The organism is Streptomyces shenzhenensis (assembly GCF_003688995.1).
GTDB lineage: Bacteria > Actinomycetota > Actinomycetes > Streptomycetales > Streptomycetaceae > Streptomyces > Streptomyces shenzhenensis_A.
The window spans coordinates 1-19953 of the sequence record NZ_PENI01000029.1 but is presented as its reverse complement, the minus strand read 5'-3'; the positions used below and the strand labels follow the sequence as shown (position 1 = coordinate 19953).

Annotated in this window: 21 protein-coding genes, 1 tRNA gene and 1 pseudogene; 12 read left to right on the top strand and 11 right to left on the bottom strand. The window is 71.9% G+C overall.

Annotated elements, in window-relative coordinates:
- Window positions 1–314 precede the first annotated feature (314 nt).
- From CTZ28_RS33845 to CTZ28_RS33835, 3 genes are all read right to left on the bottom strand, one after another.
- The gene (locus CTZ28_RS33845) at window positions 315–1046 is read right to left on the bottom strand and encodes a nucleotidyltransferase family protein (protein ID WP_121893559.1); all 732 of its coding nucleotides are present in this window, start codon (window positions 1044–1046) and stop codon (window positions 315–317) included.
- Between the two features lie 116 nt (window positions 1047–1162).
- The gene (locus CTZ28_RS33840) at window positions 1163–1621 is read right to left on the bottom strand and encodes a hypothetical protein (protein WP_121893558.1); all 459 of its coding nucleotides are present in this window, start codon (window positions 1619–1621) and stop codon (window positions 1163–1165) included.
- A gap of 200 nt (window positions 1622–1821) precedes the next feature.
- On the bottom strand, window positions 1822–2958 hold the full coding sequence (locus CTZ28_RS33835; RefSeq protein WP_121893557.1) for an ABC transporter ATP-binding protein: 1137 nt from the start codon (window positions 2956–2958) through the stop codon (window positions 1822–1824).
- Window positions 2959–3161: 203 nt separating this feature from the next.
- Between CTZ28_RS33835 and CTZ28_RS33830 the strand changes: the two genes are divergently transcribed.
- Window positions 3162–3235, top strand: a tRNA-Thr gene (locus CTZ28_RS33830).
- A 60-nt stretch (window positions 3236–3295) separates the two neighbouring features.
- Here CTZ28_RS33830 and CTZ28_RS33825 read toward each other — a convergent pair.
- Window positions 3296–5053, bottom strand: coding sequence for an FAD-dependent oxidoreductase (locus CTZ28_RS33825; protein WP_121893556.1), 1758 nt, complete (start codon window positions 5051–5053; stop codon window positions 3296–3298).
- A gap of 211 nt (window positions 5054–5264) precedes the next feature.
- Between CTZ28_RS33825 and CTZ28_RS33820 the strand changes: the two genes are divergently transcribed.
- The 7 genes from CTZ28_RS33820 (at window position 5265) to CTZ28_RS33790 (ending at window position 10525) form a co-directional block, all read left to right on the top strand.
- Window positions 5265–6341: a SchA/CurD-like domain-containing protein gene (locus tag CTZ28_RS33820; protein ID WP_121893555.1), complete on the top strand. Its 1077-nt coding sequence runs from the start codon at window positions 5265–5267 to the stop codon at window positions 6339–6341.
- Window positions 6342–6392: 51 nt separating this feature from the next.
- A complete protein-coding gene (locus CTZ28_RS33815) occupies window positions 6393–6863 on the top strand; it encodes a cupin domain-containing protein (protein ID WP_121893554.1) in 471 nt (156 codons plus the stop codon).
- Window positions 6860–8119, top strand: coding sequence for a beta-ketoacyl-[acyl-carrier-protein] synthase family protein (locus CTZ28_RS33810; protein ID WP_121893553.1), 1260 nt, complete (start codon window positions 6860–6862; stop codon window positions 8117–8119). The genes CTZ28_RS33815 and CTZ28_RS33810 overlap by 4 nt, the downstream gene beginning before the upstream one ends.
- A gap of 11 nt (window positions 8120–8130) precedes the next feature.
- Window positions 8131–9381, top strand: coding sequence for a beta-ketoacyl synthase N-terminal-like domain-containing protein (locus CTZ28_RS33805; RefSeq protein WP_121893552.1), 1251 nt, complete (start codon window positions 8131–8133; stop codon window positions 9379–9381).
- A 62-nt stretch (window positions 9382–9443) separates the two neighbouring features.
- Complete coding sequence (locus CTZ28_RS33800; RefSeq protein WP_121893551.1) at window positions 9444–9701, top strand: acyl carrier protein; 258 nt, start codon at window positions 9444–9446, stop codon at window positions 9699–9701.
- Window position 9702: 1 nt separating this feature from the next.
- Complete coding sequence (locus CTZ28_RS33795) at window positions 9703–10182, top strand: SRPBCC family protein (RefSeq protein ID WP_121893550.1); 480 nt, start codon at window positions 9703–9705, stop codon at window positions 10180–10182.
- A gap of 19 nt (window positions 10183–10201) precedes the next feature.
- Complete coding sequence (locus CTZ28_RS33790) at window positions 10202–10525, top strand: TcmI family type II polyketide cyclase (protein WP_121893549.1); 324 nt, start codon at window positions 10202–10204, stop codon at window positions 10523–10525.
- A gap of 80 nt (window positions 10526–10605) precedes the next feature.
- On the opposite strand, the gene CTZ28_RS33785 is transcribed toward CTZ28_RS33790, so the two are convergent.
- The 3 genes from CTZ28_RS33785 to CTZ28_RS33775 form a co-directional block, all read right to left on the bottom strand.
- Entirely contained in the window at window positions 10606–11673 is a 1068-nt protein-coding gene (locus CTZ28_RS33785) for a methyltransferase (protein WP_398657284.1), read from the bottom strand.
- A 66-nt stretch (window positions 11674–11739) separates the two neighbouring features.
- On the bottom strand, window positions 11740–12807 hold the full coding sequence (locus CTZ28_RS33780) for a right-handed parallel beta-helix repeat-containing protein (protein WP_121893548.1): 1068 nt from the start codon (window positions 12805–12807) through the stop codon (window positions 11740–11742).
- A 60-nt stretch (window positions 12808–12867) separates the two neighbouring features.
- Window positions 12868–13758, bottom strand: coding sequence for an aminoglycoside phosphotransferase family protein (locus CTZ28_RS33775; protein WP_121893547.1), 891 nt, complete (start codon window positions 13756–13758; stop codon window positions 12868–12870).
- Between CTZ28_RS33775 and CTZ28_RS33770 the strand changes: the two genes are divergently transcribed.
- The 4 genes from CTZ28_RS33770 to CTZ28_RS33755 all read left to right on the top strand — a co-directional run bounded on the left by CTZ28_RS33770 (window position 13757) and on the right by CTZ28_RS33755 (window position 17141).
- Window positions 13757–14434: a rhomboid-like protein gene (locus tag CTZ28_RS33770; protein ID WP_259471935.1), complete on the top strand. Its 678-nt coding sequence runs from the start codon at window positions 13757–13759 to the stop codon at window positions 14432–14434. The two genes, CTZ28_RS33775 and CTZ28_RS33770, sit on opposite strands and share 2 nt — an antisense overlap.
- Window positions 14435–14443: 9 nt before the next feature.
- Complete coding sequence (locus tag CTZ28_RS33765; protein ID WP_121893546.1) at window positions 14444–15853, top strand: NAD(P)/FAD-dependent oxidoreductase; 1410 nt, start codon at window positions 14444–14446, stop codon at window positions 15851–15853.
- Complete coding sequence (locus CTZ28_RS33760) at window positions 15850–16332, top strand: GNAT family N-acetyltransferase (protein ID WP_121893545.1); 483 nt, start codon at window positions 15850–15852, stop codon at window positions 16330–16332. Before CTZ28_RS33765 ends, CTZ28_RS33760 begins: the two co-directional genes overlap by 4 nt.
- A gap of 104 nt (window positions 16333–16436) precedes the next feature.
- A complete protein-coding gene (locus tag CTZ28_RS33755) occupies window positions 16437–17141 on the top strand; it encodes a pentapeptide repeat-containing protein (protein WP_121893544.1) in 705 nt (234 codons plus the stop codon).
- A 42-nt stretch (window positions 17142–17183) separates the two neighbouring features.
- Here CTZ28_RS33755 and CTZ28_RS33750 read toward each other — a convergent pair whose 3' ends face one another.
- The 4 genes and pseudogenes from CTZ28_RS33750 to CTZ28_RS33735 form a co-directional block, all read right to left on the bottom strand.
- Window positions 17184–17684 carry a hypothetical protein gene (locus tag CTZ28_RS33750; RefSeq protein ID WP_121893647.1) on the bottom strand — a complete coding sequence of 167 codons (501 nt, stop codon included), beginning with the start codon at window positions 17682–17684 and terminating at the stop codon, window positions 17184–17186.
- Between the two features lie 44 nt (window positions 17685–17728).
- Window positions 17729–18367, bottom strand: coding sequence for a response regulator (locus tag CTZ28_RS33745; protein WP_121893543.1), 639 nt, complete (start codon window positions 18365–18367; stop codon window positions 17729–17731).
- On the bottom strand, window positions 18364–19581 hold the full coding sequence (locus tag CTZ28_RS33740; protein ID WP_121893542.1) for a sensor histidine kinase: 1218 nt from the start codon (window positions 19579–19581) through the stop codon (window positions 18364–18366). The genes CTZ28_RS33745 and CTZ28_RS33740 overlap by 4 nt, the downstream gene beginning before the upstream one ends.
- Before the next feature lie 178 nt (window positions 19582–19759).
- Window positions 19760–19953 (bottom strand): annotated as a pseudogene (locus CTZ28_RS33735) (hypothetical protein); the annotation flags it as partial.

Genomic DNA, 19953 nt, shown 5'->3' with positions numbered 1-19953 from the left:
CCTGCCTGGGGTGCCGGGCCCCTTCGTCGTGCCTGGGCGTTTTCCGTGCGGCCGGCGCTCGTGTCCGGTTGTTCGAGGTGTCTGGCCGGTGGCCTAGGTCGAGGGTGCGGGATGCGTCGTGGACGGTGGTGGCTTGTCCACCTCGGGGCAGCTGGGCCGCTTGGTCGGTGGTCTCCTCGGCTGACGGGAGGCTCTGAAGGGGGTCCGGCCCCGCCAAGGGGTGCCGGGCCCCTTCGTCGTACTCGGGACCCCGGGGCGCGCGGTCTGCCTCCGTGCTCGGCTCTTCGAGGGCTGGGTGACGTACCGGGTGCGTTTCAGCGGCCCAGTGCTGCCAGTTCCTTTGCTGCTTCCGTGAGGTCCTTGGCCGTGTCGATGGCGCGCCAGTAGGCGCCCTGGGGGATCGGGAAGCCCGCCAGGCGGCGTTCGCGGGCCAGGTGGGGGAACGTGGTGCGCTCGTGGTCGCCGCGCGCGGGCAGCATCCCGGCGAACTCAGGCGAGAAGACGTACACACCCGCGTTGATCTCGAAGGTCGACGGCGGCGCCTCGATGAAGTCCGTGATGTGGCCGAAGCCGTCCGTCTTGACGGCGCCCCACGGGATGCGCGGCCGGGCCAGGGCGAGGGTCGCGACGGCGTCGCGCTCGGCGTGGAAGTCCGCCATCTCACGGAGCGAGAAACGGGTCCAGATGTCGCCGTTGGTGGCGTACCAGGGCCGGTCCGGGTGGGGGAGGTGGGCCGCCGCGTACTTCAGGCCGCCGCCGCGGCCGAGCGGCTCGGTCTCCACGACGGTGCTGACGCGGACCGGCAGATCGGCGGTGTCCAGCCACTTCTGCAGGACCTCGGCGAGGTGGCCGCAGGAGATCACCACGTCCGTGACGCCCTCCTCGGCGAGCCAGGACAGCTGGTGGCCGATGATCGGGGTGCCCGTGCCGGGGATCTCGACCATCGGCTTGGGCCGGTCGTCGGTGTAGGGGCGCAGCCGGGAGCCCTGGCCGCCGGCCAGGACGACGGCTTGGGTGGGGCGCGACGCGGCGTTCGGATCGGTCATGCCCGAACTGTACGTGGCGCCCCACCCGCGGTGGCCGGTCGCAACCGGCTCCTTGAGCAGCCGTTACCCACTTCCGAACGGCCGCTTGCCCGGCAGCGGCCGGGCGGTGGTCCGGCTCAGCCGTGTGCGGCCAGCACGCCGGAGGCGAAGGAGGTGTCGCAGACGGGGCGCGCGTACGACTGCGCCCGTGAGGCGCCGTACATGCGCACGGCCGCCTCGCCGAGGGCGCGGGCGATGGACGTGCAGTGCCGGGCCAGCGACGGGCGGTCGTTGACGGCCTGCTGGAGGTGGGTGAGGACCGCGCCCGGGTTCTTCTCCTGCAGTTCGGCCAGCAGCTGGTCGCGCAGCACCTCCTGCGGCGCGCGCTGCACAGCCTTGGAGGAGCTGCTCGCCGAGGAGACGTCCGAGGCGGTGAGCACCGAGTGCGACGGGTTCCCCGACCAGTTGACTCGGGTGACCGCGAGGGTCCCGGAGAGGACCAGGACGACGGGCAGGACCAGGGCGAGGGTGCGGCCGATCCGGTGGGCAGGGCCCCGGCGACCGCGCCGCGTCTGTTGGGTGGTGGAGTGCTTCACGCGAGTGAGAGTAGCGCCCGGTGATGATTTGGCGACATTTGGTCACCGGTTCGAGGGACGAGGAAGTGCCTTTTCCTGGCGGGGTGTTGACGCACACTGCTCGAAATGCACGCGTTTGCCGGGGTCTTTGTCGACAACGGGAAGGGCCCCGCAGCAGCCTGCGGGGCCCTGATGCGTCAACCTGGGTGAATCACCCGGGGTCAGTCGGTGAGGCGTTCGCCCGTGGAGGTGGAGAAGACGTGGGTCTCGCCGGGGCGGGGTACGACGTGGAGTCGGGTGCCCTTCTCGGGGACGGCGCGGCTGTTGACGCGGACGACGAGGTCCTTCTGTGTGCCGCCGACCTCGACGGAGCCGTAGACGTAGCCGTCGGCGCCGGTCTCCTCGACGACGTTCACGGAGACGGCGAGGCCGGCGGGGGCGTCCTCGGTGTCCTTGGACAGGGAGGCGGTGGCGTCGCCGTTGTGCTCGACGACGTCGAAGTGTTCGGGGCGGACGCCGACGGTGACGGTCTTGTCGCCCTTGTCGGTGGCGGCCTTGAGGGCGTCGCGGTTGACGGGGACGACGCTGTTGCCGAACTTGACGCCGCCGTCGGTGATGGGTACTTCGATGAGGTTCATGGCGGGGGAGCCGATGAAGCCGGCGACGAAGAGGTTGGCGGGGCGGTCGTACATGTTGCGGGGCGAGTCGACCTGCTGGAGGAGGCCGTCCTTGAGGACGGCGACGCGGTCGCCCATGGTCATGGCCTCGACCTGGTCGTGGGTGACGTAGACGGTGGTGATGCCGAGGCGGCGCTGGAGCGAGGCGATCTGCGTGCGGGTGGAGACACGCAGCTTGGCGTCCAGGTTGGACAGCGGCTCGTCCATGAGGAACACCTGCGGCTCACGCACGATCGCACGGCCCATCGCCACACGCTGGCGCTGGCCGCCGGAGAGGGCCTTGGGCTTGCGGTCCAGGTACTCGGTGAGGTCGAGGATCTTGGCGGCTTCTTCGACCTTCTGGCGGATCTCGGCCTTGTTGACGCCGGCGATCTTGAGGGCGAAGCCCATGTTGTCGGCGACCGACATGTGGGGGTAGAGCGCGTAGTTCTGGAACACCATGGCGATGTCCCGGTCCTTGGGCGGCAGGTGGGTGACGTCGCGGTCGCCGATGCGGATGGCGCCGCCGTTGACGTCCTCCAGTCCCGCGAGCATGCGCAGGGAGGTGGACTTGCCGCAGCCGGACGGGCCGACGAGGACGAGGAACTCGCCGTCCTCGATCGCGATGTCGAGCGAGTCGACGGCGGGCTTTTCGGAACCCGGGTAGATCCGGGTCGCCTTGTCGAACGTGACAGTGGCCATGGTGAGTAGCCCCTTCTACCGGCAGGAACGTGCCGGACGATCCGAGTAGGAAGGTGGTTGACGTAGTCAACGCGGGTGAACTGGGTCAGGACGGTACCTGGCGTTTGCCTGATCTGTCAGTACCTGGGGGACTGTGAACTTCGCGGAAATTCTCGCTGAGGCCCCCCGGGACCTGGGTACACTGCACGGGCGCACACCCGCACGCCTCCTTAGCTCAGCTGGTCAGAGCGCCGCTCTTGTAAAGCGAAGGTCGTCGGTTCGAATCCGACAGGGGGCTCCGTATGACGAAGGCCACTCGCACCTGCCGGTGCGGGTGGCCTTCGTGCTGACAGGCAGGTCAGCCCGTGCGTAGGAGGGTGGTCAGGACCTTGCGGAGCGTTGTCTCCGGGTCGGGTACGGCGCCGGAGGATCGCCAGGCCACGAAGCCGTCCGGGCGTACCAGGACCGCGCCGTCGGCCGTCGTGCCGTGCAGTCGCGCCCAGTCGACCGAACTCGCGGCGCCCGGGCCGCCCGCGCCGCTCGTGCCGCCCGGCCGGCCGGGTCCGCCCGCGGCGCCGGGGCCGCTGGTGCCGCCGGGTCGGCCGGGGCCGGACGGGCCGCCGGCGGGCTGGGTGTCGTAGGTCAGATCCGCGTCGGCGCCCGGGCCGATCCGGTACGCGTCCAGGCGTACCCCGTCCTGTTCGGCGATGCGGCGGGCCGCGGCGTGCCAGCCCGCGTCGTCCGGGGCGTCGCTGAGCAGGACCAGGGAGCGTTCGTACAGGTCGAGGGTGGACAGGCGCTCGCCGGAGCGGCGCAGCCACTGGTGCGGGGCGCGGCTGCCCGGCTGTCCGGTCAGGGTCAGCTCCTCCGGCACGACCGGCTGCTCCGGGTCGGCGCCGATGACGGCACCGCGCGGGTAGCGGTAGCCGAGGACGACGTTGAGAATGCCGCCGCGCCTGCCGCCGCCGACGCCCGGGGCCGGGGCGAAGCCGGGGTGGCTGTGCTCGACGGAGCGGGCGGAGGCGCGGGCGCTGGTCGCCAGGGCCACCGGGCGCCGCTCGGTGTCGTACGTCTCCAGCAGGCCGGGGCCGGCCCAGCCGTCCAGCACCGCCGCCAGCTTCCAGGCCAGGTTGTGGGCGTCCTGGATGCCGGTGTTGGAGCCGAACGCCCCGGTGGGGGACATCTCGTGGGCGGAGTCGCCGGCGAGGAACACCCGGCCGGCCGCGTACCGGTCGGCGACCCGTTCGGCGGCGCGCCACGACGCCTTTCCGGTGATTTCCACATCGAGGTCGGGGACGCCGACGGCCCGCCGGATGTGCCGCTGCAGCCGCTCCTCGGTGAACTCCTCCAGCGTCTCGCCGCGCTCGGGATGCCACGGCGCGTGGAAGACCCAGTGCTCCTCGTTGTCGACGGGCAGCAGGGCGCCGTCCGCCTCCTGGTCGGTGAGGTAGCAGCAGATGAAACGCCGGTCGCCGACCACATCGGCGAGCAGCTTGGAGCGGAAGGTGGCGCTGACGTTGGCGAACAGGTCGCCGGGGCCGGACTGCCCGATGCCGAGCCGGCGGCGCACCGGGCTGCGCGGTCCGTCCGCCGCGACCAGGTAGTCCGTGCGGACGGTGTACCGCTCGTCGGTGCCGCGGTCCCGGACGGTGGCCGTCACCCCTTCGGCGTCCTGTTCGAAGGTCTCCAGCTCATGGGAGTAGCGCAGGTCGCCGCCGAGTGCGCGGGCGCCGTCCATGAGCACCGGTTCGAGGTCGTTCTGGCTGCACAGGCACCAGCCGGTGGGGCTGAACCGGGCGAGCCCGCCACCGGGGTCGATCTGCTTGAACAGCCACTCGCCGGCGTCGCCGGCCAGCGTCGGGGTCTGCAGGATGCCGTGGTTGTCGGCGAGCAGTGCGGCCGCCGTCTTGATGTCCGGCTCGATGCCGGCCATCCGGAACAGTTCCATCGTCCGCACGTTGTTGCCGCGTCCGCGCGGGTGGATCGATGTCCCGGAGTGCCGCTCGACGAGCAGGTGCCGGACCCCGAGACGGCCCAGGAACAGTGACATGGACAGGCCCACCAGAGAGCCGCCCACGATGAGGACGGGAATTCGGTGGTCGGCTTTTTGATGCATCGAAGCCTCCAGAGGCAGGGGTGCGCCCGATGCGGCGCCTGTGACGTTCCATGCCCGGTGCGAGCGACCCGGAGTGCCTCCGCCGCCCCAATCACCCGCGTGGTTCATACGAGTCGCGCGCTCCTGGGGACCGGCACAGGATCAAGGAACGCTGACGTCGCGTCATCATCGGCCGGCGTCTGCATCCGCACGCGAAGGAGATGTACGCAGGATGACCACTACGTCTGAACGAGTTTCAGAAGTGCTGACGCGACAGGTGTCGAAAGTCTCCCAGTCCGTGTTCGACGGCTCCCGGCTCCGGGTCGTCCTGCTGGTCGACGTCTACGACGGAGCCCAGCAGCAGTTCCTGGAGGCGTACGAGCAGCTGTGCAACCAGGTTGCGTCCGTACCCGGACATGTCAGCGACCAACTCTGCCAGTCCATCGAGAATCCGTCCCAATGGCTCATCACGAGTGAGTGGGAGAGCGCGCCGCCGTTCCTCGCCTGGGTGAACAGCGAGGAGCACGTGCGGATGGTGGAGCCGCTGCACAGCTGCGTCCGGGACACCCGGTCGCTGCGCTTCCACATCGTCCGGGAGACCGGCGCGGCGGTCGACCGGTCGCAGCACCGCCGGCTCCAGACCTCGCCGCGGATCGGCGACGGAGTGATCCGGCACGCGCTGACCTTCACGGTCCGGCCGGGCACCGAGGAGAAGGCCGCGAAGATCCTCGCCGACTACGCCTCGCCCGAGGCGCGGGTCGACGACACCACGCGGCTGTGCCGGACCTCGCTGTTCATGCACGGCAATCGGGTGGTGCGGGCCATCGAGGTGCGCGGCGACCTGCTCGCGGCGCTGCGGCACGTGGCCCAGCAGCCCGAGGTGCGCGCGGTGGAGGAGGCCATCAACCCGTATCTGGAGCAGGACCGGGACCTCAACGACCAGGAGTCGGCGCGGGTGTTCTTCACCCGGGCGGCGCTGCCGGCCGTGCACCACGTGACGGCGGACGGGCTGTCCCAGGGCGAGCGGTACGCGCAGTACTACCCGGTCGTGTCCGGTTGCGGGATGCGGCTGGCCGAGCTGCTCGCCCAGCACGACGAGGCGGCCGCCGAGGACCCGGCGAGCCCGGTCCTGCGCAGCACGGTCTTCCAGCGCGACGACGTCGTGGTGCGGCTGGTCGACGTGCGCGACGCGGCCGGTGCCGAGCCCCTGCTGCAGCGGCCGGAGCACACGGCCGAGCTGAAGTCGCTCCTCGACGGCGAGGTCGTGCGCATGACCCTCGTCACCGATCGCCGTTCGCCGGACGCCTGACCCGATGGCCACGACTGTCATCTCGACGCAGTACACCAACGGAGGAACGTCGTGATCAAACCCCGTCCCCGTATCGTGGACCTCAGCGAGGTCGAGCCCAACGTCAGGCGCGGCGGCGATCTGCGCGCCATGCTCACCCCGGCCACGGTGGGTTCCACCAGCGGTTTCATGGGCGTGGCCATCGTGCAGCCCGGCGACCGCATCGGCGAGCACTACCACCCGTACTCCGAGGAGTTCGTCTACGTCGTCTGCGGTCAGCTGGTGGTGGACCTGGACGGCGAGGCGCACGCGCTGCGGCCCGAGCAGGGGCTGATGATCCCCGCCTACATGCGGCACCGCTTCCGCAACGTCGGCAAGGTGGAGGCGCGGATCGTCTTCCACCTCGGTCCGCTCGCGCCGCGCCCGCAGCTGGGCCACGTCGACACGGAGGAGACCGACGTGATCGGCGCCGCCGCCGTCACCACCGAGGCAGCCGCGGCGGGCGCCGTCCCCGCGGCCGACGCGGAGAAGGTCTCTCCATGACCCGGCGCGTGGCGGTCACCGGCATAGGCATCGTCGCCCCGGGCGGTATCGGCGCACCGGCCTTCTGGGACCTGCTGGCGGCCGGGCGTACGGCGACGCGCGGCATCACGTGCTTCGACCCGGCCGGCCTCCGGTCCCGGATCGCCGCCGAATGCGACTTCGACCCGGTGACACACGGGCTGGACACCGAGCAGGTCGAGCGGGCGGACCGGTACATACAGTTCGCGCTGGTCGCCGGCGACGAGGCCGTGCGCGACTCGGGTCTCGATCTGGCCAGGGAGAACCCCTGGCGGGTCGGGGTCTCCCTGGGCACCGCGGTCGGCGGCACCACCCGCCTCGAACACGACTACGTCCTGGTCAGCCACGGGGGGCGGCAGTGGGACGTGGATCACCGGGAGGCGGAGCCGCAGCTGCACCGGGCGTTCTCGCCGAGCACGCTCGCCTCGGCGGTCGCGGAACGATTCGGCGCGCAGGGTCCGGTGCAGACCGTCTCGACGGGCTGCACCTCCGGACTCGACGCGGTCGGATACGCCTTCCACGCCGTCGAGGAGGGCCGGGCCGACGTCTGCATAGCCGGGGCCTCGGACTCGCCGATCTCACCGATCACCATGGCGTGCTTCGACGCGATCAAGGCCACGTCCCCCAACAACGACGACCCCGCACACGCCTCCCGGCCCTTCGACAACAACCGTGACGGGTTCGTCATGGGCGAGGGCGGCGCGGTGCTCGTCCTGGAGGAACTGGAACACGCGCGGGCCCGAGGCGCCCACGTCTACTGCGAACTGAGCGGCTACGCCACCTACGGCAACGCCTACCACATGACCGGCCTGACCAGCGAGGGCCTGGAGATGGCCCGGGCCATCGAGGTCGCCCTCGACCACGCCCGGCTGGACCCCACGGCCATCGACTACATCAACGCCCACGGCTCCGGCACCCGGCAGAACGACCGGCACGAGACGGCCGCCGTGAAGCGGGCCCTGGGGCAGCACGCCTACCGGACGCCCATGAGCTCCATCAAGTCCATGGTGGGGCACTCCCTCGGCGCGATCGGTGCGATCGAGGTCGTGGCCTGTGTGCTGGCCCTGGCCCATCAGGTCGTACCGCCGACCGCCAACTACGAGACCCCGGACCCCGAGTGCGACCTGGACTACGTCCCCCGTGTCGCCCGCGAGCGCACGCTCAACAGCGTGCTCTCCGTGGGCAGCGGGTTCGGCGGCTTCCAGTCCGCGGTGATCCTGACCCGCCCCCGGGAGTAGGAGAGGACACGATGAGCGCACCCCGCGAACGCCGCGCGGCCATCACCGGAATCGGTGTCGTCGCACCCAACGGAACCACCATCGACACCTTCTGGAAGAACACCCAGGAGGGGCTCAGTGTCCTCGACCGGATCACCCGCGAGGGGTGTGAGCACCTGCCGCTGAAGGTGGCCGGTGAGGTCCGCGCCTTCGACCCGGCGGCGGCGGTCGAGGAGCGCTACCTCGTCCAGACCGACCGGTTCACGCACTACGCGATGGCCGCGGCCGACCTCGCGCTGGACGACGCCCGGCTCGGCGCGGCCGACACCGCCGGCCAGCCGTTCTCCATCGGTGTGGTCACCGCGGCCGGTTCCGGCGGCGGTGAGTTCGGCCAGCGGGAGCTGCAGCGACTGTGGGGGAAGGGCAGCCGGTTCGTCGGCCCGTACCAGTCCATCGCCTGGTTCTACGCCGCCTCCACCGGCCAGATCTCCATCCGCCGTGGCTTCAAGGGGCCGTGCTCGGTGGTCGCGGCCGACGAGGCGGGCGGCCTCGACGCGCTCGCCCATGCGGCGCGGGCGGTGCAGCGTGGCACCGACGCGGTCGTGGCCGGCTCGACCGAGGCGCCGCTCGCCCCGTACTCGATGGTGTGCCAGCTCGGCTACGAGGAGCTGAGCACCGTCGACGATCCGTCCCGTGCCTACCTCCCGTTCACGGCGGCGGCCGGCGGGTTCGTGCCCGCCGAGGGCGGCGCCATGGTCGTGGTGGAGGCGGAGCGGGTGGCCCGGGAGCGCGGTGCGCCGCTGCGCGCCCTGCTCGCCGGGCACGCGGCGACGTTCACCGGCGCCTCCGGCTGGGAGGAGTCCCGCGCGGGGCTCGCCCAGGCGATCCGGGGCGCCCTGGACGAGGCCGGCTGCGCGCCGGAGGAGATCGACGTGGTCTTCGCCGACGCGCTCGGCGTGCCGGCGGCGGACCGCGCCGAGGCGCTGGCGATCGCCGACGCCCTGGGCGGGCATGCCGCGCGGGTGCCCGTCACCGCGCCGAAGACGGGCATCGGCCGGGGTTACTGCGCGGCGCCCGTGCTGGACACCGCGGCGGCGGTGCTCGCGATGGAGCACGGTCTGATCCCGCCCACCCCCAACGTCTTCGACGTCTGCCACGACCTGGACCTCGTGACCGGCCGGGCCCGCGCCGTCGAGCTGCGCACGGCGCTGGTCCTCAGCCGGGGACTCATGGGGTCGAACTCGGCGCTGGTGCTGCGGCGCGGCGCCGGCGAAGGGGTCTGAAGTACCTGACGCCTCCCACCGAGGCCGTCTCACCGCACTCCCGGAGAGAAGGAGAACAACGTATGAGTGCCCACATCACCGTGGAAGAGCTGTCCGGGCTCATGAAGCAGGCCGCCGGGGTCACCGTCGCCCCGCAGGAGCTGGCACAGCGGTCCGACACCGGTTTCGACGCGCTCGGCGTCGATTCGCTGGGTCTGCTCGGCATCGTCGGGGAGCTGGAGAACCGGCACGGCACCCCGATGCCGCCGGACGCGGAGCGCTGCAAGACGCCCCGGCAGTTCCTCGACCTCGTCAACAGCACCCTTATGGCAGGAGCCTGACATGGCTGGACACACACAGAACGAGATCACCATCGCCGCCCCGCTGGACCTCGTCTGGGACATGACCAACGACCTGGAGAACTGGCCGCGCCTGTTCAGCGAGTACGCGTCGGTCGAGATCCTCTCCCGGGAGGGCGCGAAGACCACGTTCCGGCTGACCATGCACCCGGACGACAAGGGCGTCGTGTGGCACTGGGTCTCGGAGCGGGAGCCGGACCGCGAGACGCTCACCGTCAAGGCGCGCCGGGTCGAGACCGGGCCGTTCGCGCACATGGACATCCACTGGCGCTACGAGGAGGTCCCGGCCGGCACCCGGATGGTGTGGACCCAGGACTTCGCGATGAAGCCGGACGCCCCGGTCGACGACGACTGGATGACCGACAACATCAACCGGAACTCCAAGATCCAGATGGCCCTGATCCGGGAGAGGATCGAGAAGGCCGCGGCGCGGCAGGGGTCCGCGGCCGCCCTGGCCGATTGAGCGCGGAAGGACGCATCCGATGCACCAGGCACTGATCGTCGCCCGCATGGCCCCGGGCTCCGCCCTCGACATCGCCAAGGTGTTCGAGGAGTCCGACCGCGGAGAGCTGCCGCACCTCGTCGGGGTCGTCCGGCGCAGCCTCTTCCAGTTCGGCGATGTGTACATGCATCTGATCGAGTCCGAGCGCGAGCCCGGACCGGCCATCGCCAAGGTCACCCGGCACCCGGAGTTCCGGGACGTGAGCGAGCGGCTGGAGGCGTACGTCAGCGCGTACGACCCCGAGACCTGGCGCTCACCCAAGGACGCCATGGCGCACCGCTTCTACCTGTGGGAGCGCGACTGATACGGCCGCCCCCGCAGACACCGGTCGCCGGGCCCGCGCTGCCGCGGGTCCGGCGACGGGCGTCCGTTCCGCCGTGTCCGTCAGCCCGGGACGTGGCAGTCGAACGCGTGCAGATACGGGTTGACCGGACTGACGTCGTCGATGACGAGGCCGGCCGAGGTCAGCCTGGTCACCATGGACTCGGTGGTGTGCTTGGCGCCGCCGACGTTGAGCAGCAGCAACAGGTCCATGCCGGTGCTGAAGCGCATCGAGGGGGTGTCGTCGACGAGGTTCTCGATGACCACGACCCGGGTGCCCGGGCCGCCCGCCCGGATGACGTTGTCCAGCAGCCGCGTCGTGCTCGCGTCGTCCCACTCCAGGATGTTCTTGATGACGTAGACGTCGGCCTTGACCGGGACGGACTCCCGGGCGTCGCCGGGCACGATGCGCACCCGGTCCGCGAGGTCGCCGCCCTCGCGCAGCCGCGGCACGGCGTTGTCGACCACGCGCGGCAGGTCGAGCAGACTGCCGTGCATCGAGGGGTACTTGTCGAGCAGGCTCGCCACCACATGGCCCTGGCCGCCGCCGACGTCCGCCACCGAGGCGCTGCCGGACAGGTCGAGCAGCGCGGCCACCTCCCGCGCCGACTGCTCGCTGGAGGTGGTCATCGCGCGGTTGAAGACGTCCGCCGACTCGGGGGCGTCCTCGTTGAGGTAGCTGAAGAACTCCTTGCCGTACAGGTCCTCGACCACGTTCCGGCCGGTGCGCACGGCCTCGTCCAGCCGGGGCCAGGCGTCCCAGGTCCACGGTTCGGTGCACCACAGGGAGATGTCGCGCAGGCTGTCCGGGGCGTCCTCGCGCAGCAGCCGGGACATGCCGGTGTGCGCGAAGGTGCCGTCCGGCCGCTCCTCGAAGACGCCGTAGCAGGACAGGGCGCGCAGCAGCCGGCGCAGCGGCTTCGCTTCGGTCTTCACCACGGCGGCGAGGTCCTCCACGGCCTTGGGGGAGTCCCCGAGGGCGTCGGCGACGCCCAGCCGGGCGGCGGCCCGGACGGCGGCGGCACACGCCGCGCCGAACACGAGCTCTCTCAGCCGCATGGACGGTGGCGGCGACGGGGATTCCCCCTGGCCGTGCGGGGCCGAGGACTTGGCGGAGGTTGCGGTCGTCATGTGCCGCCTTCCTTCCTTGGATCGGGGTTCTTGGGGCGGGGCGCTGAGCGATGCGGTGGCCGCCGGTCAGCACATTCCCGAGGGCTGGGAGACCCGGCACGCGTTGCCGCTGAACGTGTTGCCCTTGCCGGGGTCCGTGTTGACGAGGTCCGCCGGGGCGTTGTTCGCCAGCATGTTGTCGTGGATCCGGTTCCGCTCACTGGTGACGCCCACGAAGCTCTTGAACAGGACGATGCCGCCGGACAGCGGGGACTTGCCGGAGTGGTCGGTGACCTGGTTCCGGGTGACCAGGCTGTCCTCGGCACCGGTCAGCACGATCCCGGAACCCTGCAGCGCGGGCAGCCGCTCGGTCTTCGGGCAGGACTTGTTGTTCTGCGTGACCCGGTTGCCCTGCACGGTCAGGGCGCCCGCCCGCGGCTTGTTCTCGTCGCCGACGACGAACATGCCGACGCAGTTGCCGGTGACGTCGTTGTTCGCCACGGTGAGGTTGCGCAGGCGCCGGACGGTGAGGCCGATGCGGTTGTTCTGCAGCCAGTTGCGTTCGACCCGCGCGCCCTTGGTGTCCTGGGCGCCCTCCTCGGCCGTGACGGTGTTGGCGAGGAAGAGGCCGGCGTCGCCGTTGTCCATGGCGTAGTTCTCGCGGAACACACCGCGCACGGACTGCTGTTGGGCGATGCCCCAGGTGCCGTTCTTGACCGCGTGCACCCTGTTGACGGTCATCCCGTCGGTCCCCATGCCGAACACGCCGGCCCGGGTGAAGCCGGTCACGGTCAGGTCGGCGATCGTGACGCCCTCGACGTTGCGGGTCTTGGCGCCCATCACACAGATGCCGTCTCCCTGTTCGGCGCACATGGACGCGGCCTTCTTGGCGGGCGGCTGGATCACCGTGCCCTGGCCCGTGCCGCGCAGGGTCAGCTTGGGCGTGCTCACCGTGACGTTCTCGCGGTAGATGCCGGACTTCAGCAGGATGGTGTCACCGGGCTGGGCGGCGTCGACCGCCTTCTGGATGGACTGGCCCGGTTGCACCTCGTGCGTCGTCTGGGCGTGGGCGGTGGCGCAGGCCGGAGTGGTGGCCAGCGCCGCACCGGCGAGCGCCGAGGCACAGGCCAGGGAAGCGATGTGGTATTTCGTCATACCCTGCACGCTATGACTGATAAGCCTATTAATGGGGTGCATGGGCCATCCAGTGGCGTGTCATCCGCGCAGTGCAATCCCGATCTCCAACTGGGCTGTCTCCAGCGGCCGTCCGGACTCGAGCTCCCACAGACAGTTCTGCAGCACACGCCCCAGCGTCCACGCCCTCGCCCGCTCCCGGTCCAGGCCCAGGGCATCGGTGAGCGCGTCGAAGCGCCAGCGGGTCTCGGCCGGGTCGTAGCGGTTGTCGATCGCGGGGAGCAGATCGAAGCCGGGGTCGCCGGCCAGCGGCTTGGGGTCGATGGCCAGCCAGTCGGCCCGCCGGGCCGAGAGCACGTTCTCGTCGTGCAGATCCCAGTGCAGCAGCCGGTCGCCGGGCTCGGCCAGCACCTCGCGCACGGCCGCCGCGCAGTCCGCCAGCAGCCGCCGGTCCGCCGGGTCCGGGACGCGCTCCAGCGCCCACGGCACCTGCTCCAGCATCCGCTGTGCGATGTCACCGAGCCGTCGCATCCCCGGCGGTGCCGGCCGCGCGGTCAGCCGGGCCAGCAGCGCGCCGATCACCCGCACGGACGCCCTGGTGTCCGGCACGTCGCGCAGCATGCGGCCCTCGTCGAGCCGCTCCAGCAGCAGCGTGCAGGTCGGCTCGTCGTGCGCCAGCAGCCGCACCGCCCCGTCGCCGTCCCAGGCCCGCAGGGCGAGGGGCTCGCCCGCGCTCTCCTCGTCGAGCGGCTGGAGCTTCAGCGCGGCCGGGCTGCCGTCGGCGCGCACCACCGGCAGGACCAGCGCGCACACCCCGTACATGGCCGGACCGTCGAGCCGCAGCTCCCATCGCCGCAGGAACTCCGCGGCCCGTCCCGGCAGGTCCGCGACGAACGCGCGCCCCGCCTCCCCGTTGAACTTCTCCTGTGAGGCGACCAGCTCGCCGGGCACTTCGATCACCTTGGTGACCATACTGACCCGTGTGAACCGGGTCATCCGATATCGGTGCCGGCTCGGGGCGGTGGCGGGCTATGTGCGCAGCGCCCCGGGGACCTACGTCTGGCTGCTGGTCCTGTTCGTCACCACCATCGTCCTGCACTACATGTCCCCGGCCTTCGAGCGGGAGTTCCTGCGGCAGCGCTCGACCAACATCCACGAGCTGTCACGGGACCCGGTGCGGGTGCTGATCACCAGCGCGATGTGGATCGACGGCGGCCGCTGGCTGCCGTACGCCGTCCTGTACACGGCCGTCCACGCCCAGGCCGAACGCTGGCTCGGCACCCTGCGCTGGCTCCTGGTGTGCGCCGCCGCGCATGTGCTGGCCACGCTGATCAGCGAGCTGACGCTGCTGAACGCCATCCGGGACGGTGCCGCACCGCAGCGGGCCGTCCACACCCTCGACGTCGGCGTGAGCTATGCGCTGGCCGGGGTGGTCGGCGCGCTCACCTACCGGATCGCGGCGCCCTGGCGGTATCTGTACCTGGCGGTCGTGCTCGCCGCCGTCCTGGTGCCGCTCCTCACCGGCGCCACCTTCACCGATTTCGGGCACTTCGTGTCCGTACTGGTCGGTCTGGCCTGCTATCCGCTGGTCAGGGGCCGGGGAAAAGCATGGAATCCGAAGGAGACACTGACCGCTCTGAAGGGTTAACGTCCGCGCATGAGCAGCTCGGCAAGCGGGGCCGTCAACGGCGGCATCTCCTTCTGGTACGCGGACGACGGCCTCCCCGCGGTCCGCGAACCCCTCAGCGGGGACGCGTCCGCCGACGTCGTGATCGTCGTCGGCGGCTACACGGGCCTGTGGACCGCCTACTACCTGAAGCAGGCCGCCCCCTTCCTGCGCGTCACCGTCCTGGAGCAGAAGTTCTGCGGCTACGGCGCCTCCGGCCGCAACGGCGGCTGGCTGTACAACGGTGTCGCGGGCCGCGACCGGTACGCGAAGCTGCACGGCCACGAGGCCGCCGTACGCCTGCAACGGGCCATGAACGACACCGTCGGCGAGGTCGTCGCGGTCACCGAGGCGGCGGGCATCGACGCCGACCTGTACCGCGGCGGCGTGCTGGAGGTGGCGACCACCCCCGCCCAGCTGGCCCGGCTGAAGGCCTTCCACGAGCACGAGCTGTCGTACGGCGAGCAGGACCGCGAGCTGTACGACGCCCGCGAGACCCGCGAACGGATCCGGGTCGCCGACGCGGTCGGCGCCACCTGGACCCCGCACGGCGCCCGGCTGCACCCGGTGAAGCTCGTCAAGGGCCTCGCCGCGGCGGTCGAGGCGCTGGGCGTCACGATCCACGAGTCGACGCCGGTGACGGAGATCCGCTCCCGGCACGCCGTCACCCCCTACGGCACCGTGCGCGCCCCCTACGTCCTGCGCTGCACCGAGGGCTTCACCGCGTCCCTGAAGGGCCAGCGGCGCACCTGGCTGCCCATGAACTCCTCGATGATCGCCACCGAGCCGCTCACCGACGAGCAGTGGGCGGCGATCGGCTGGGACGGCCGGGAGACCCTGGGCGACATGGCGCACGCGTACATGTACGCCCAGCGCACCGCCGACGGCCGGATCGCGCTCGGCGGGCGCGGCGTCCCCTACCGCTTCGGCTCGAAGACGGACAACGACGGCCGCACCCAGGAAGCGACGGTCGACGCCCTGCGCGAGATCCTGGTCCGCTTCTTCCCGTCCCTCGCGGGCCTGCGCGTCGCACATGCCTGGTCCGGTGTCCTCGGCGTGCCGCGCGACTGGTGCGCGACCGTCACCCTGGACCGTGCTACGGGCCTGGGCTGGGCGGGCGGCTACGTCGGCTCGGGCGTGGCCACCGCCAACCTCGCCGCCCGCACCCTGCGCGACCTGGTCCGGCTCGACTCCGGCCAGGGCGGTCGTACCGAGCTGACGGACCTGCCCTGGGTGGACCACAAGGTCCGCAGATGGGAGCCCGAGCCCTTCCGCTGGCTGGGCGTGCAGGGCATGTACGCCACCTACCGCGCCGCCGACCGGCGCGAGCGGCTCCGCCCGGGCGCCGAGTCGTCCCGCCTGGCGCGGCTGGCCGACCGGGTGGCGGGGCGGCACTCGTGATCCGCGCCGCGACCCCCGCCGACATCCCCGTCATCCACGCCCTGATCCGGGAGCTGGCCGCCTACGAGAAGGCCGCCGACGAGGCCAGGGCCACCCCCGAGCAGTTGCACGAGGCGCTCTTCGGGCCGCGGCCGGCCGTCTTCGCCCACCTGGCGGTGGACGACTCGACCGGGGAGGCGGCCGGCTTCGCGCTGTGGTTCCTCACCTTCTCCACTTGGCGCGGCGTCCACGGCATCCATCTGGAGGACCTGTACGTCCGGCCCACGGCGCGCGGCGGCGGCCACGGACGCGCGCTGCTCACCGAACTCGCCCGCATCTGCGTGCGGCGCGGTTACGCACGTCTTGAGTGGTCGGTCCTCGACTGGAACGAGCCCGCGATCGGCTTCTACCAGTCCCTGGGTGCCCGAGCGCAGGACGAATGGTGTGGGTACCGCCTGACGGACGCCGCGCTGGCCGCGCTGGGCAGCCCGGACGACTGACCCGGCCCTGGGCCGGGTCCGGCCGGGTCACGGTGCCCGGTGGGTGGCAGCTGCGTCGGCGCAGGCCGGGAGGGATTGTCAGAGGTGTGGGGCAGCATGGGGGCATGGCGAGAAGAGTGACTGGAGGCACCGGCGGGTCCGGTGGGCCGGGCCGGACCGGGGTGCGGGCGGCGCGCCGCCCCGAGCTGCGGCTGCCGCCGCTGGAGCCGTACGACGGGGCGGAGCTGCGGCCTGACGGCGACTACGACGGCGTCGAGTTCCGCGAGGCGGACCTGGTCGGCCAGGACGGCGCGGGCGCCCGCTTCATGGACTGCGCGCTGACGGGGTGCGCCCTCGACGAGACGCGGCTGCGCAGGGCCCGGATCCTCGACACCGCCCTGACCGGCATACGGGGCGTCGGCACCGACCTCGCCGAAGCGAACCTGCGCGATGTCGAACTGCACGACCCCCGGCTGGGCGGCACCCAGCTGCACGGCGCCGTCCTGGAACGGGTCCTGATCCGCGGCGGCAAGATCGACTACCTCAACCTCCGTACGGCCCGGCTCAAGGACGTCGTCTTCGAGAACTGCGTCCTGGTCGAACCGGACTTCGGGGGAGCGCGCCTCGAACGGGTCGAGTTCGCCGGCTGCACGCTGAAGGGCGCGGACCTCAGCGGTGCGACCCTCACGGACGTGGACCTGCGCGGCGCCGCCCAGCTGGAGATCGCCCGCGGGGTGGAGCGGCTGTCCGGCGCGGTCCTCAGCACCGGCCAACTCCTGGATCTGGCACCGGTGCTGGCGGCCCAACTGGGCATCCGGGTGCAGGACTGACGGACGGCGCCGGGGCCCGGTCGCAGGCGGCGCCGGTCCGGCTCACCGCACCCGGGGGAAGCGGGCCTGCAGCGTCCACACCGCCGGGTTCTCCGCGAGGGGTTCGTGCAGATCGGTCAGGTCGGCGAGCAGGTCGTGCAGGAAGTCCCGTGCCTCACGGCGCAGTTCGGCGTGGGAGAAGGACAGCGGGGGCTCCTCGGCCGGCATCCAGTCGGCCTCGATGTCCACCCAGCCGAAGCGGCGCTCGAAGAGCATGCGGTCGGTCGACTCGGTGAAGTCCAGTTCCGCCCGCTGGGGCCGCGACGCCCGCGAGCCCGCCGGATCCCGGTCCAGCCGCTCCACGATGTCGCACAGCGCCCACGCGAAGTCCAGCACCGGAACCCATCCCCAGGCTGTGGACAGCTCCCGGTCCGCCTCGGTGTCCGCGAGGTAGACGTCCCCGCAGAACAGGTCGTGGCGCAGCGCGTGGACGTCCGCCCGCCGGTAGTCCGTCTGCGGCGGGTCCGGGAAGCGGTTGGAGAGGGCGTAGCCGATGTCGAGCACGGATGCGATGGTGTCACGCCCGCGGATCCGCGCCGCGGGGGCCCTCACGGCAGCAGCCGCCGCTCCTTCGCCACGGCCACCGCACCCGCCCGGGTGTCCACGCCCAGCTTGCCGTAGATCCGGCTGAGATGCGTCTTCACCGTGGCCTCACTGATGAACAGGGCACGCGCGATCTCCCGGTTGCCGAGGCCCTGCGCGAGCTGCGCCACGATGTCGCGCTCCTGGTCGGTGAGCGTGGGGCGTGGGCTGCGCAGCTGGGCCATCACCCGGCCGGCCACCGGCGCGGAGAGCGTCGTACGGCCCTCGGCCGCGGCGGCGATCGCCGCGAACAGCTCCTCGGGGCGTTCCGCATTGAGGAGATAGCCGGTCGCGCCCGCCTCGATGGCACGGGTGATGTCGGCGTCCGTGTCATAGGTCGTCAGGACCAGCACATGCGGGATGGCACCGGGCCCGGAGACCAGCCGCCCCGTGGTCTCCACGCCGTCGATGCCGGCTCCCAGCTGAAGGTCCATCAGCACCACGTCCGGCGTCAGCTTCGCGGCCATGGCCAGCGCCTCCTCGCCCGTGTCGGCATCTCCGACCCCCTCGATGCCGGGGGCGCTGTCGAGCAGCGCGAGCAGCCCGGCCCGGACGACGGCGTGGTCGTCGCACACCAGGATGCGCACGGTACCGCGGTCACTCATCGGACGGCCCCGCTTTCCTGATCATGGGGAGTCTCCAGGGTGACGACGACGGACAGGACCGTTCCCTCGCCGGGCGCCGACTCCACGGTGAGGGCGCCGCCGAGCTGCCGTACCCGGGCCCGCATCGCGGGCAGCCCGTACCCGCGCAGCCCGGACGCCGCACCGGACCGGGCGGCGGGGGCAAAACCGTGGCCGTCGTCGGCGATGTCCAGGACGACCCGGTCGTCGAGCAGGGTGAGGGTGAGCGCGGCGGTGGTCGCGGCGGCGTGTTCGCGGACGTTGGCGAGCGCGCCCTGCGCGATGCGCAACAGGGCCGACTGGACCCGCTCGGGCAGCTCCGGGGCCCGCCCACCGTCGTCCACATGCACGCGCACGCCGAGGGGCCCGCCGGACTCCCGGGCGGCGAGGGCGCGCAGCGCCGCCCCGAGCCCGCCGTCGCCGGCCAGGTCGGCTGGGGCCAGATCGCACACGAAGCGCCGGGCCCCGGCGAGGTTGTGCTCGGCGACGGACGCCGCGCTGCGGACGTGCGCACGGGCCTTGGCCGGGTCCCCCTCCCACACCCGCTCGGCCGCCTGGAGCAGCATCCGCTGGCTGGACAGGCCCTGGGCGAGACTGTCATGGATCTCCATGGACAGCCGCTGGCGTTCCGCGAAGACGCCCTCACGGCGTTCGGACGCGGCCAGTTCACGGCGGGTGCGGAGCAGATCGTCGATCAGATCGCGCTGGCGTGCCGCCTGCCGCTGCGCCTGGAGGAAGACGGTGGTGGCGAGGGCAGCGACCGCGGGCGGGGCGAACAGCAGGTTCGGGTCGAAGCGGCCCGCGAACCTCAGCTGCGCGGCCACGACGAGAACCGTCAGGACGACCACCACAGCGACCGCCGCCCGCGGCGGCAGGGTGCGCAGCCCGGCGTAGAAGAGGGGGATCGCGCACCAGGCGAAGCTCGGCGCGAGCAGGACCAGCACGGTCCACACCACGACGATGAGGCCGAGCCAGGCGTGCTGCCACCGGGCCGACCAGGCCCGCGTGCCGCCCAGCGTCGGTCCGAGGACGTACAGCAGCGTGAGGACCACGGGCAGGGCGATGATCCACGGGATGAGCGGATCGCCCGGGTGCCGCACCAGAAAACCGGTGAGGGCGCCGCCGAGCAGCAGGAAGAACGCCGCGTGTAGCACGGCGGACGGCCACCGGGCGTCCGGCTCGTACGACTGCGCCACCCGCCCGCCCTCCCTTCCGACCGTTTGAACTGGGCGAACACCTTCATTGCGACCTTCATTGTGACGAGCCCCTGCGGCTCCAGGGCCAGCCGATCGGATGGCCCGGGCGTCCCCTGGACGAGCCCTGCCGAGCACTCGCCGTGAGGTCAGCGCCCGCAGTGAGGGGCGAGCCGGGCCATCAGGTGACCGCCGTCAGCTCCGCGACCCGGGTGAACTCCTCCTCCAGGCGGTCGCGGCCGAGGGCCGCGAACTCGCGGTCCAGGTCCGCCGGCGTCACCTCGCGCAGCTCCACCATGGTGCGGGCGGCCCGGACCCACGGCGCCCACTGCGAGCCGTACTTCACCTGCTCCATGTGGCACCCCGGGATCGGCT